General features: G+C 45.0%; 11 protein-coding genes. 8 read left to right on the top strand and 3 right to left on the bottom strand.

Annotated features, from left to right (window positions below; translation table 11 throughout):
- Positions 1-330: 330 nt before the first annotated feature.
- The 5 genes from MZ182_RS16365 (at position 331) to MZ182_RS16345 (ending at position 8061) form a co-directional block, all read left to right on the top strand.
- Positions 331-2130, top strand: coding sequence for an assimilatory sulfite reductase (NADPH) flavoprotein subunit (locus tag MZ182_RS16365; protein WP_248069396.1), 1800 nt, complete (start codon positions 331-333; stop codon positions 2128-2130).
- A gap of 99 nt (positions 2131-2229) precedes the next feature.
- The gene (cysI, locus tag MZ182_RS16360) at positions 2230-3927 is read left to right on the top strand and encodes an assimilatory sulfite reductase (NADPH) hemoprotein subunit (RefSeq protein ID WP_248069404.1); all 1698 of its coding nucleotides are present in this window, start codon (positions 2230-2232) and stop codon (positions 3925-3927) included.
- Positions 3920-4702 (top strand): phosphoadenylyl-sulfate reductase, encoded by a 783-nt coding sequence (locus MZ182_RS16355; RefSeq protein WP_115017280.1) that lies wholly within the window; start codon positions 3920-3922, stop codon positions 4700-4702. Before cysI ends, MZ182_RS16355 begins: the two co-directional genes overlap by 8 nt.
- Before the next feature lie 581 nt (positions 4703-5283).
- Positions 5284-6069, top strand: coding sequence for a monofunctional biosynthetic peptidoglycan transglycosylase (gene mtgA, locus MZ182_RS16350; RefSeq protein ID WP_248069405.1), 786 nt, complete (start codon positions 5284-5286; stop codon positions 6067-6069).
- A gap of 255 nt (positions 6070-6324) precedes the next feature.
- Entirely contained in the window at positions 6325-8061 is a 1737-nt protein-coding gene (locus MZ182_RS16345; protein WP_011788262.1) for a hypothetical protein, read from the top strand.
- 116 nt (positions 8062-8177) lie between these two features.
- On the opposite strand, the gene MZ182_RS16340 is transcribed toward MZ182_RS16345, so the two are convergent.
- From MZ182_RS16340 to MZ182_RS16330, 3 genes are all read right to left on the bottom strand, one after another.
- Positions 8178-8363 (bottom strand): hypothetical protein, encoded by a 186-nt coding sequence (locus MZ182_RS16340; protein ID WP_011788263.1) that lies wholly within the window; start codon positions 8361-8363, stop codon positions 8178-8180.
- An 84-nt stretch (positions 8364-8447) separates the two neighbouring features.
- Positions 8448-9869: a cytochrome c biosynthesis protein gene (locus tag MZ182_RS16335; RefSeq protein WP_011919895.1), complete on the bottom strand. Its 1422-nt coding sequence runs from the start codon at positions 9867-9869 to the stop codon at positions 8448-8450.
- A gap of 227 nt (positions 9870-10096) precedes the next feature.
- Positions 10097-10522: an organic hydroperoxide resistance protein gene (locus MZ182_RS16330; protein ID WP_115017283.1), complete on the bottom strand. Its 426-nt coding sequence runs from the start codon at positions 10520-10522 to the stop codon at positions 10097-10099.
- 134 nt (positions 10523-10656) lie between these two features.
- Between MZ182_RS16330 and MZ182_RS16325 the strand changes: the two genes are divergently transcribed.
- The 3 genes from MZ182_RS16325 to rlmC all read left to right on the top strand — a co-directional run bounded on the left by MZ182_RS16325 (position 10657) and on the right by rlmC (position 13690).
- Positions 10657-11163 (top strand): MarR family winged helix-turn-helix transcriptional regulator, encoded by a 507-nt coding sequence (locus tag MZ182_RS16325; RefSeq protein WP_011788266.1) that lies wholly within the window; start codon positions 10657-10659, stop codon positions 11161-11163.
- Between the two features lie 105 nt (positions 11164-11268).
- Entirely contained in the window at positions 11269-12444 is a 1176-nt protein-coding gene (locus MZ182_RS16320) for a glycerol-3-phosphate dehydrogenase/oxidase (RefSeq protein ID WP_248069407.1), read from the top strand.
- A gap of 76 nt (positions 12445-12520) precedes the next feature.
- A complete protein-coding gene (rlmC, locus tag MZ182_RS16315) occupies positions 12521-13690 on the top strand; it encodes a 23S rRNA (uracil(747)-C(5))-methyltransferase RlmC (RefSeq protein WP_248069408.1) in 1170 nt (389 codons plus the stop codon).
- Positions 13691-13711: the final 21 nt, after the last annotated feature.

Raw genomic sequence — 13711 nt, 5'->3', positions numbered from 1 at the left:
CTCGTCTATTTGATTGCGGCAAGTTAGCGCATTAAATCTTGAGTGTGAAATTTGTGCTTTCAAAACAAACTTCTCAGCGAGCAACAGAGGTCACTGTACAGCAGGCTCATACCATTGTGGCAAGACTTTGGTTTGACACAAGCGCATATTTCTCAAGCGAGTCGTTTCTGTACTGGTCGTATCAAAAACTTTTAACCAGCGCACACTTTTGTAGCTTAAATTTTGCCCTTTGCATATTCCAAAATGGAATTAAAAATCAAATTTTATTCTTTTTTGCTTTTCTTAAACCGCGATAAGCTTGTGGACATTACACTGTCATAGGGCCGTCTCATGTTGTTAAAAGAACTTTCATCGCTAGCTTCGCCATTGTCTCAAGGACAAGTCGAGAAGCTAAAACAACTCACTTCTGAGTTAAGTGCAGTACAACTGGCTTGGGTTAGTGGCTATCTTGCTGCAACTGCCAATGCGGGTCAATTAGCGCCTGTTGCGCAGGCGCAAACGGCTCAAACTGTGACGATTCTCTATGGCAGCCAAACGGGTAATGGCCGGGGGGTGGCTAAGGCGCTTGCCGAGAAGGCACAATCCCAAGGCTATGTGGTCAATCTGGCTTCTATGGGCGAATACAATGTTCGCCAATTAAAGCAAGAAGCTGTGCTTTTGCTGGTGGTCAGCACCCATGGTGAAGGTGAAGCGCCGGATGATGCGATTGAATTACACAAGTTTTTAGCATCGAAACGTGCCCCTAAGTTAGACAATCTACATTACTCAGTGCTCGCGTTGGGGGATTCTAGCTATGAGTTCTTCTGCCAAACCGGTAAAGACTTCGATGCCCGCTTAGCAGCACTGGGTGCTAAGTCACTGTTACCTTTGATTGAATGCGATGTGGATTATGAAGCTGCCGCGGGTCAGTGGCACGCCGATGTATTAGAGGCCGTTAAGCCGCTGATCGAAACCTCGTCCGCCAGTGTGGTATCCATCGGCACGGCCAAAGCGATTGGCGAAAGTGAATTTACTAAGCAAAACCCCTATAGCGCCGAAGTGCTTGTGAGCCAGAAAATTACTGGCCGTGGATCAGACAGAGATGTGCGCCATGTTGAAATTGACCTTGGCGACTCAGGGTTAACCTATCAAGCGGGTGATGCCCTCGGTGTGTGGTTTAGTAATAACGAAGCCTTAGTTGAGGAGATTTTAACTGCACTGTCACTCTCAGGTGATGAGCAAGTGGTTGTCGAAAAAGAATCTTTGACCCTTAAGCAAGCCTTAGTTGATAAGAAAGAACTGACTCAGTTATACCCTGGATTAGTCAAAGCTTGGGCCGAATTGAGTGGCAGCGCTGAACTGCTGGCATTGAGCGAAGATAAAGAACAAGTGCGCCACTTTATCCTTAAGCATCAATTTGCCGATTTAGTCACTCAGTATCCGTTATCAAATAACTCAGTAACCTTAAATGCAGCAAAACTGCTTGAGCTACTGCGTCCATTAACGCCAAGACTTTACTCTATCGCCTCAAGTCAAAGCGAAGTTGAAACAGAAGTCCACTTAACGGTGGCCTTAGTGGAAGATGAGCGCCACGGCGCGGCACGTTTTGGCGGCGCGTCACACTTCTTAGCCTCAGCGCAGGAAGGCACGCAAGTTAAGGTTTATGTTGAGCCTAATAAGCACTTCCGTTTACCCGAAAACCCAGAAACACCGGTGATCATGATTGGACCTGGCACGGGGGTTGCGCCGTTCCGTGCCTTTATGCAGGAGCGCGTAGCACAAGGGATCCAAGGTGATAGCTGGTTATTCTTCGGTAATCCACACTTTGAGCAGGATTTCCTGTATCAAACCGAGTGGCAACAGTATTTGAAAAATGGCGATCTCAGCCGTATCGATGTGGCATTCTCCCGCGACCAAGCCCATAAGATTTATGTGCAGCACCGCATTAAAGATCAAGGCCAGGCCCTGTGGCAATGGTTGCAAAATGGCGCGCATATTTACATTTGCGGTGATGCTGAACGTATGGCGAAAGATGTTCACCAAGCCTTGATTGAAGTGGCAGTCGAAGTCGGTGGTTTGAATACCGAAGCTGCCGAAGCCTATTTTGAAACCCTGCGCAGCAATAAACGCTACCAAAAAGACGTGTATTAATCTCAACCGTTGCGCAGATAAGAAACGCATAAGAATAGCCAGAGCTGCACACGTGATGACCTGTGCAGCCAGCGAACCCAATTTTAAGAGGCAGTTGCCATGAGTGAGCAAAAGTTAGCGTTAAACGAATACCTAAAAACCGACAGTGATTACCTGCGCGGGACCATCAAAGAAGGTTTAGATTCTTCTGTGACTGGCAGTTTCAGTGACGGCGATCAGCAGCTGATCAAATTTCATGGCTTCTATCAGCAGGATGACCGCGATTTACGTAACGAACGTAAAGAGCAAAAACTCGAACCTTTATATAGTTTTATGTTGCGCGCCCGTGTACCTGGCGGTATTTGTTCTCCGCAGCAATGGTTAGGCGTGGACAAAATTGCTTCGACGCTCACCAGCTCGAACAGCATTCGTTTGACGACCCGTCAAACCTTCCAATATCACGGTATTCCTAAACGTAACTTAAAGACCATTATTCAAGACTTAGATCGCGAAGCGCTGGATTCGATTGCTGCCTGTGGTGATGTTAACCGTAACGTGATGTGTAACCCCAATCCGGTGGAATCTAAACTGCACGAGCAGGCCTATGCGGTGGCGAAACAACTGTCTGATCATCTATTACCCCACACTCGCGCCTACGCCGAAATTTGGTTAGATGAAGAAAAGTTACTCTCGACCGAAGATGAAACCGTCGAACCTGTGTATGGCAAAACCTATCTGCCACGTAAGTTCAAAATGGCGGTTGCGGTTCCTCCAGATAACGATGTCGATGTTTACACCAACGATTTAGGCTTTATTGCTGTTGCCGAAAATGGCGAGCTAGTTGGCTTTAACTTAACTGCGGGCGGCGGCATGGGCTCGACCCATGGCGAAGTGGAAACTTTCCCACGTCTGGCTGACGACTTTGGTTTTATCAAAACTGAAGATGTGATGAAATTTGCCGAAGCTGTGATGACAGTGCAACGCGACTGGGGTAATCGCTCTAATCGTAAGCGTTCACGCCTGAAATACACCATTGTCGACCATGGCTATGAGAAGTTTAAAGCCGAAGTCGAGGCCCGTGCTGGGGTGAAATTTGAACCTAAGCGTGATGTCGTGATTGGCGATCGCGGCGATCGTTATGGTTGGGTCGAAGGCGTTGACGGTAAGTGGCATTTAACCTTATTTATCGAAAGCGGTCGTATTAAAGATTTACCGGGGCAAACGTTGCAAACGGGGCTGCGTGAAATTGCTAAGATCCACAAGGGCGATTTCCGCATGACCTCGAATCAAAACATGATCATCGCAGGCGTCGCGGCGGAAGATAAAGCCACCATTGAAGGCTTAGCCCGCAAACACGGTCTACTTGGCCAAGTGTTGACACAAACCCGCGGTCACTCTATTGCCTGTGTGGCGTTGCCGACGTGTCCATTAGCGATGGCGGAAGCCGAGCGTTATTTCCCTGAGTTTATCGATCACATCGATGCGCTGCAGGCAAAACACGGCATTAGCGAGCAAGCGATTGTGGTGCGGATGACAGGTTGTCCTAACGGTTGTGCCCGTCCATTTGCCGCTGAAATTGGCCTTGTGGGTAAGGCGCCGGGTCGCTATAACTTGTACTTAGGTGCAAGCTTTGAAGGGACTCGCCTGAACAAGATGCACAGAGAAAATATCCAAGAGGCGGACATTCTCGCCGAATTGGATGCCCTGTTTGGCCGCTACGCCGTTGAGCGTGATGCAGGCGAAACCTTTGGTAACTTCACCGTCCGCGTGGGTGTAGTGAAGGCGGTGATCGATGCCGCTAAGGATTTTCATGGTTGATCTTGAGCAAAAAACCAGTGATACAGTGCCGACTGTGGTCAGCGCTGCCGAACTCAAGGCATTATTGAGTGCGCCAAAGGCTGAGCAAGCGATAGAGCTTGAGCGTATCAATCAGTTTTTAGCTGGACTGAGCGCGCAAGAGCGAGTGCTATGGGGCTTAACTTATTTGCCCGGTAATCACGCACTGTCCTCAAGCTTTGGGATCCAAGCCGCAGTGATGCTGCATATGGTGAGTCAGGCACAGGCGAATATTCCGGTTATCCTCACGGATACGGGTTATTTATTCCCTGAGACTTATCAGTTTATCGATGAACTGACCGAGCGTTTATCGCTGAATTTAAAAGTGTATCAAGCAGTGATGACATCGGCATGGCAAGAGGCACGCTTTGGTCAGTTGTGGGAGCAAGGGTTAGACGGGCTAGAGCAATACAACCGCCTCAACAAAGTTGAGCCTATGCAACGCGCTTTAGCCGAGCTTGAAGTCGGCACTTGGTTTGCAGGGCTGAGACGCAGTCAAGCCAGTACCCGTGAGGCGCTGCCGATATTAGCTATCCATGGCACACGCTTTAAGTTACTGCCGATTATCGAATGGTCGAATAAAGATGTGCACCTCTATTTGACGCAATTTGACTTACCGTACCATCCACTTTGGGAGCAAGGCTATGTTTCTGTGGGGGATACCCATTCGAGTAAACCACTCGAATTAGGCATGACGGAGGAAGAAACCCGCTTTAATGGCCTAAAACGTGAGTGTGGTCTGCACTACGAAATCTAACTATCTTATTGAGTTAAAAACTAAACACCTCGATTTTGCTCGGGGTGTTTTTATTTATGGTCTTTTATTGTTTGATTTTGAAGCGAATTAATAGTTACAAAATTTGGGTTGTCATTCTGCCGTCATTAAAGTGAGTTAGATTGATTTTCATATAGTTAACCAATGTGTTTCTGTTGTTGAAAAAAATTGTACATTTTTACTCACAGACTTATGCACAATTTGTTGGGTATGAACTATATTTTGAAGTCCCCATAGATAGTCTTGGGAGATTTTACTGCATAAATTTGATTAGCTTGCTAGCGCTCGTTAATCGGTTATTTCACCTCGGCGAGCTGCTGTCAAAGCTGCCGAGGTTGAATCCAGTGTGTTCTTAGACGTTAACTGGTTTATCATTCCTTAATTTTTCGTTCCTATATGCCCATTACCATTTTTGACTCGGCTTATTGCGCAGGTTGTGACAATATAATCGTTTGTTTCTGAGCGGCTATTTTTATCGCCTTGAGTGAAGTAGTGAAGAATGGATTAATCATCTGTTTAAATAACAAGTTAATATTAATGATTTTTTTAATGAGACGATATAAATGACCGCACCTTTGTATGCGATGCGGGATCATGTCAATCATCCCCGAGTTAATAGAACGAATCATCCCGCCCACAAGCCAGGTAAGCGTGGCTTTAAGCGCTTAATTTCTTGGTTAGTTAAGATTGTATTTTGGCTGTGGTTAAGCTCGATCTTTATCGTCGTCTTTTTGCGTTTTGTCGATCCGCCTATGTGGACTTGGCGAATTGAACGCGCTTTGTTTCCGCCTGCCACTATCTCTGAGGTTCGTCATCAATGGCGGGCTATTGGGCAAATTTCCCCTGAGTTACAGTTGGCGGTGATTGCCGCAGAAGATCAAAAATTTGCGGATCATACGGGTTTTGATTTAGCCGCAATCAGCGCTGCGTTTGAATATAACCAGAAGGGGAGTAAGGTACGCGGTGCCAGTACGCTGAGTCAGCAAGCTGCGAAGAATCTATTTATGTGGTCTAGCCGCAGTTTTTTGCGTAAAGGAATAGAAGCTTGGTTCACCCTACTCATGGAACTGATTTGGGATAAGTCACGCATTCTTGAAGTGTATTTAAACATTGTCGAATTTGGCCCTGGTATATACGGGGCAGAGGCTGCCGCTCAGTATTACTTTGGCAAATCTGCTGCAAAACTCACCCGTTATGAGGCATCTTTACTTGCTGCCGTGCTACCTAATCCATGGCGCTATAAGGTTTCTCCTCCTTCATCTTATGTTGAACAGCGATCAGCTTGGATCCGTAAACAAATGCGTCAACTTGGTGAAGTGACCCTTAATAAAGTACACGGTGCTGAATAAGCAGAACTAATCGAGTTTATTTTTTAATTGTTTTTACTGACTAAATCTTAGCTGTTAGCCAATAGCCCTGATTAATGCTAAATTATCGGGCAAATTTTGCGTCTTGTAAGAGTGCAATATTTATTGTTACTCAACGGAGGACAATTGATTTTTCGTTTTACATTGCCTTTATCGAACAGGTGTAAACGTGAATGTGCTTTTAAATACCTAAGGGTATTACTGACAAAATTATATGTACTTAAATGGAGTTTTTAGATGAAAAAGATTGTGATAGCTGCGGCAATTATAGCAGCGGGTGCAGGCGCGTATTGGTACACTCAGCATGGAACAAGCTCTAGTGTCTCTGCAAATCCGTTGCTTGATTATGTGCCTGCTGACACACCGGTGTTTTCAGGCCAATTAAAGCCATTCCCGTTAAAAGCGTATTTACAGTCTATTTCTGGAAATTATCAGCAATATCCAACGGATGTTTTTGCTGAGTTAGGCGAATTAGACAACCCAATGGGCAAGTTTTTTGTCAGCGTTTATCAGCAGTATATGGAAGGAATTAAAGAACCTGCCTTACTGCTTAAAACCTTTGGTTTTCCAGATGAAATCAAACCTTATTTTTATACGTTAGGTGCCTTACCTGTCCTTAAAATCGATGTGGATCAAGTCGCTGCATTTTGGGCTGTTTTAGATAAAGCCGAAAAAGACAGTGGTGTTACCCATGAAATGCGTCAGATTGGTGGTGTTGATTACCGCGCCTATGCATTATCCGATGAGAGCTCATCTGAAAAGGCGGATCTGCTATTTGCCCATAAAGATGGCATTCTTACGGTGACTTTTAGTACTTCAGTGACTGAACCTGAATTATTAGAAATGGCATTAGGATTGAAGAAAGCGCCACAATCTTTGGCTGCATCAGGTATGTTGCAAGAGATCATTAAAACCCACGGTTTTATGGATGATAGCATTAGCTTTATCAACCATGTGGAAATTGTAAAAGCCTTAACCTCACCCGATAGCAATATGCTTTCTAAGCAGCTAACTAAGTTATTTGCCGATGAAAACAACGGTGAAGATCCATTAGCTGAAATAAGAACGCCAGAATGTCGTGCTGAATTAACTGCGATTGCTGGCAATTGGCCACGGACAGTTGCTGGTTTAACGGCTTTTTCTGTGACTGAAAAAGAAAGCCATATGGCAGCCTCATTTGTGGTGGAAACGAAAAACCAGCCTATCCTTACCGCTTTGCAAAAAATGCGTGGTTTTATCCCTGCTCATTTAGCGAATATTGATAGCACTATTTTCTCTCTTGGACTGGGTTTTGATGTTAACGAAGTTGCACCATCACTGACTGCCGTGTGGGATGATTTACAAAAACCGCAATTAACATGCGCACCATTGGCCGATTTGCAAGCTGAACTGAGCCAACAAAGCCCTGCTATGCTAGGTATGTTTACGGGGATGGCGAATGGCGTAAAAGGCATGAGTGTTTCATTACTCGATTACAAAATGGGGACGCAAGAGTCTGAACCTCAGCTAGAGAGTTTAGATGCCTTAGTGAGTTTAAGTGCCGATAATCCCGCAATGTTATTTAATATGGTGAAGCCATTTGCGCCTATGTTGGCAGAGGTTCAACTTGCTGAGAATGGTGATGCTACTGATTTATCCCCATTACTGATGTTGCCACCTGAATTAGGCATTAAGCCAATGTTGGCCATCAAAGGTCAGCATTTAGTGGTTTATAGTGGTGATAAAGGCTTGGCGCTTGCAAACAAATTGGCGAGTGAAAAATTGTCGGCCAATGGCATGTATAGCCTCTCAGCAGACTATGGCAAGATGTTTACGCCGGTCATTACGCTGTTAGAAATGAGTGGTGAGCCAATCCCTGAAGAAGTGCAAATGCTAAAAGATTACAATATGCGGATTCAAATGAGTTTTGACGTGAATAAGCAGGGAATCGTTTTAGGTTCTGTCGTTAATTCAAAGACCAGCGATAACAAGTAAGTCATTACACTCCTAAATGCGTTTGAAAAGTGTCAACGCTATTTAGGACGGGTCAATTGCCATAAAAAAAGCGCCTGATTAAGGCGCTTTTTTATTTATCCTTAAGAAACTAAGGACTAGGCTGTTGTGTTGATATTGTGGCCAGTATTACCAACAGGTTGCGGTGTTGCGGCTTGAATTAAATCTACCGCAATCTGCCCTTCAACCTTTTGCTGCTCTTTGGCTAATTGAGCGACTTTAACTCCAATAGCACCATTTTCTAGATTAGGTGTGATTGCTTGAGTGTTTAGTGAAATTGACATAATTAACCTCAGTGATGAGCCAGTCCTGTCTATCGGCAAACTCAGGATTTACTTTAGCTGAATTTGCCCTGTTTTGCACATTTGTTAGCCAGCCTTCTTAGAGCCAAGGAATTTTCTACTCATTACAATAATGGCCGTGACCCCAAGTGAGCCTAAAATTAATCCTAGCGCGAGGCCAACATTTTGCAGCGACGTAGGGTCGATAACGAGGGCGACACCCATACCAAACATCATCACCCCTGACATGAGTTTCAAGGTTTGGCCCTCTTTTTCAGTTAACTTACGCTTACCTAAGGTAGCACTGAATACGATAACAATAATTGCCAGTGGGATCACATAGACAACATTGTATAAAACCAAATACATATAACGCTCAAAATCGGGCAGGTTATGCATAGATAGCACGCTGGTATAGATCATCGGGAAACCTGCGGTGCATAACAGTTCATAGGTGTTAGCTAGAATGGCCAGTACAGTCGAGCCTAAAATCAATGCGCCCAAGCTGCTTGAATTAGAGAGTTTCCCCATACGTTTTATCAGGCTAGTACGATTCTCCGCCGACATAGATAGGGTCACGTCTCCCTTAGTGAAAAAGTAATCCTTCACGTTAATGACACCCGCGATTAACGCTAAACAACCCGCCGCGAAGATGATCATGCCACCATCACTGCCAGCACCGAGTAGCTTAAAGATATTGAGCCATGCGGTCATAAACAGGAAATAAATAAAACCAGAGAAGAACACAAAGATGCCGCCCACTAATAACATACGGCTGCGGCTCTTTGCATTGACCATGATTGACAGTAAAAATAGCAAAACAAAGAAGGCGCAAGGGTTAAAGGCATCAACACCTGCCAGCACTAGTGTGAGTAAGGGCAGTGACATAGTTTCTGGGGTGACAACACCCACTAATGGCAATTCGACAGGTTGAACCTCGGGTTCGCTAAGGCTAGTTGCATCACAAGTACCACTCCCAGTATCGCTGCCACAGGTGCCAAAAAGTGGCTCATTACTCTCTGTATTTGCAGATGTACTCGCAACCCCTTTGGTGGGCATATCCGCCTCACTCAGTGTGCCGCCCAGTGATAAATAGCAATTTTTCAACCGATTAACGAGAAACTCTCCTGTTACCGCTTCACTGGAATAACCTACGATCGCTTTTTCACAGCTTGCCATATAGGGGACTGAACGCGCTTCAGTCGCTGTTTTTGAAGCGATATTTTGCCAAATATCTTGCACGCCTTTTGCGGATATCATATGAGACTCAAGTTCTATCCAAGGATACTTTAGTGGCAATGAGTCGATAAAAGGATGTGCTTCTGCACAGTGCGGACAGGTTTTTGACCAGAAAAAATAGAGCTTTATTTTGAGTTCGCCCTGTTCATTCACATAGTGCCAAGTGTTATCTGTGTTTGGCGTATCTGTGTTGGCCCAACTTGGACTGATAAAGAGTAGCGCAAACATGAGGGAGCAGAGAAAAGAGAATCTTGATAGGTATTTTGTCATAGCGCCTCCCACAAATGTGGGTTAGTGGATCATAGAACGGTTAAATTAGCACTTACTCTACTTAATTCCATTCATTTGATTAAATTGGATAATAAGAAGTGTTACTTAACTCGCGATTAACCATTTTTTGGGAACTCTGGCAGATCTTCTTTTGGCTGTATTTGAGCTTATCGGGATAAAAATAAAGCACCAAAATGGTGCTTTATGGTTGGGATGATACTGATTACTTAGTTTAATTCTGTGCCGTTGACACTGAGTTTCACATCAATATTGTTTCGAGTCGCGTTAGAGTAAGGGCAGACTTGATGGGCGTGGCGAACTAAAGCCTCGGCTTCCGTTTGCGGCAAATCTAAGCTGACTTCTAAAGCAACCGTAAGAGCAAAACCGCCCGTTTCATTTGCACCGATTCCTACAACGGCACTAACAGGGGCTTGCGTAATATCAATTTTACCGATTTTAGCAACGTGTAAGACCGCATTAGAGAAACAGGCCGCGTAACCTGCGGCAAAGAGTTGCTCTGGGTTGGTGGCAAGCCCACTGCCTCCCATGGCTTTAGGATAAGCAAGGGCGACATCGAGTAAGCCATCATCAGTACTGACTTGACCTTGACGACCCGCTTTTGCTGTTGCACGTGTTTCATAAAGTGTTTTCATCGTATTGACCTTTCAAGTTTCGGATTGAATGAGTAAATTGATTGTGCGCAATCTAATTGTGTCTAACTATAATTCGATTTTTAATGTGAATGCAAGTATATTGTGCGCAATATATTTGATTTCTGAGCCTCAAGATGCCGATACATGAATCTCATCTCCAAGTTTATCCCACTGATCTTGGTGAAAATACTAATTCAGACAATGCTTTATGTTTAGAGCATCAAGTGTGTTTCTCACTCTATAGTGCCGCCAATGCGATGGTACGAGCCTACCGTCCTTTATTGGATAAGTTGGATTTAACCTATCCACAGTATTTGGTGATGCTAGTGCTATGGGAAGAACAGGGGATCAGTGTTAAAACCTTAGGAGATAAACTGTTTCTCGATTCAGGCACCTTAACACCTTTGCTTAAACGTCTTGAATCGAAAGGATTAGTGCGCCGAGGTCGCAGTGAGTCAGATGAGCGGGTGCGAGTATTGGATTTAACGCCAGAGGGCATCGCACTTAAATCTCAAGCGAGTGACATTCCCCATTTAATGCGTTGTAAAGTGGGGGGCGAGTTGAGTGAGCTTAAAGCCTTAAAAGCACTTTGTGATAAAGCCCTTAAGCAATTACATGCCAGTGTTGACCAAGATATTTGATCCCAATTCAACCGATTGCCATATTAAAGCCTAACGGCGACAAAGCATCATCAAGGTGTAACGTATGGATGCGTTGGTTATGGCAGCATTATCTAGGGGATATTTATGGCTTCTTTTGATATCGCCATTATTGGTGGCGGGATTAGCGGCGTAGGCATTGCCCAATATGCGGTAGCGGCAGGCTATTCGACGCTCTTAATTGAAAAAGGGGAAATTGGTGGGCAAACTTCGGCTAACTCCAGCAAGCTTATCCACGGTGGTTTGCGTTATTTAGAAACCGGGCAAATTAACTTAGTACGTAAGTCTTTGCTTGAGCGGCGTAATCTCCTCAAGCTTGCGCCTACCCTCGTCAAAGCTGTTCCTTTTTACATTCCTGTCTATGACGACAGTCAACGAAGTCCCTTAACGATACGGGCTGGCCTGAGTTTGTATGCGCTTTTGAGTGAGTTCGATGCCTTGGGGCAATTTAAATCCGTTCCCGCCGTGCATTGGCATCGTTTTAAGGGGTTAAAACTTTCAGGATTAAAAGCGGTATTCCAATATTGGGATGCGCAGACCGATGATAAATTGTTGACCCAAGCTGTAGCGCGCAGTGCTCAAACTCTGGGTGCTGAGGTATATGCCGAAGCCGAGTTTTTAGGGCTCGAGCATCAAGCTCAATGTTGTCAGTTGAGTTTTCGTCATAGAGGCGATATTCAGCAAGTGCAGGCGAGTTTAGTGATCAATGCCGCAGGCCCTTGGGTGAATGAGGTCATCGCTAAAGTGTCGCCTCCGTTGGCGGGTGTTGAGCTCGACTGGGTGCAAGGGGCCCATCTGTTACTCGATATCCCCGCACCCGATGGTATTTTATACCTTGAGTCTTGTTTCGATAAACGGGTCATTTTTGTGATGCCTTGGTATGGTAAGACCTTGGTTGGCACAACGGAAACTCAACTTAGCTCATTAGATGAACCTCTAAAAGTGACTGAATCTGAGGTGAATTATCTCCTCGGTATCTATAGGTATTATTTCCCACTGGCACCTGACATCAATGCACTTAACGCGAAGATAATTGGCACATTTTGTGGTGTAAGAGTTTTACCTAAACAAACTGGTCATGCTTTTGAGCGCCCGCGGGACACCTTGATGCAAACATCACGATCCCATCCACGTATCTTAAGTTTATATGGCGGTAAGTTAACGACTTTTCGAAGTTCCTCTGAAGAAGTGCTTGAATGGATTGAGCGTGCTATAGGTAAACGTCAACCTATCGCCGATGTTGACTCACTCACTTTGAGCTGAATCGCGTGACTTTGGGTGATTTTTACCTGTAAAAACGCTACAGTGTGGCGCTTTTTATTGATATCTAGGAACTGCTGTGAGCGCTGTTATTGTAAATACCGTCGAGCAATGTGGTTATTTTAATCGAGGTCAGTGTCAATCCTGTCGCCATATTCAAGTGCCTATGGCGCAACAGTTGATGGCTAAATCCCTAGAATTACAGCAATTACTCAAACCATTTGTGGCACCATCCGCAGCTATTTTTTACCCTCCAGTGACTGGCGAGGCGACGGCTTTTCGCAATAAAGCCAAAATGGTGGTGTTAGGCGCGGCTCATGCACCTGTACTTGGGATTGTTAGTCCAAGTGGTGAGGCGGTAAGTCTTTGTGATTGCTTACTCTATCCATCTGATATGCAAAAGTTATTGCACCGTTTAACGCAATTTGTACAGCAGGCGGGTATTCCGCCGTATCGTGTTGATAAAGCGAAGGGCGAGCTTAAGTTTATTCTGCTAACGCGTAGCCAAGTTCGTGGCGAATATCTACTGCGTTTTGTATTGCGCTCGCACAATAGTATTGAGCGTATCGAGAGAGCATTGCCTACATTACTGGCCGAATACCCACAAATTAACGTGGTTTCAGTCAATATTCAGCCTATTCATATGGCGATCCTTGAGGGGGATGAGGAAATTTTCTTAACCGAAAATACCCGCCTCGAAGAGCGTTTTAACGATGTGCCTTTGTTTATTCGACCTAAAAGTTTTTTCCAAACCAATCCTCAAGTCGCTGCGCAGTTATACCAAACAGCCCGTGAGTGGGTTGCTGAGTTTGCTCCTAAGTCGCTCTGGGATCTCTTTTGCGGAGTCGGTGGCTTTGGCTTGCACTGTGCGACTAAGGATATCGCGCTTACAGGCATTGAAATTGAAGCAGAGGCCATTAGTTGTGCACAAATGTCGGCTAACTTGATGGGGCTTGAGAAGGTGCAATTTATGGCGCTTGATTCAACTGATTTTGCTCAGGGCAAAAACGCCGCCGATAAGCCTGATTTGATTATTGTCAATCCGCCACGGCGCGGGATTGGAGAGGCATTGTGTCAATCCTTAAGCGAGTTTGCGCCTAGGGCGATTCTTTATTCCAGTTGTAACCCAAAGACCTTAGCTAAAGATCTCGAGCACATTCAAGGTTATCACTTAACTAAAGTGCAACTGTTTGATTTATTTCCGCACACAGATCACTTCGAAGTATTAGCCATGTTAGTGAAGGATTAACAGTATCAATGGTGCTGGTTG

Source organism: Shewanella sp. JNE2 (assembly GCF_023159115.1).
Lineage (GTDB): Bacteria > Pseudomonadota > Gammaproteobacteria > Enterobacterales > Shewanellaceae > Shewanella > Shewanella putrefaciens.
Note: the sequence above shows the minus strand (reverse complement) of the source record. Positions and strands in the feature narration are given on the sequence as shown.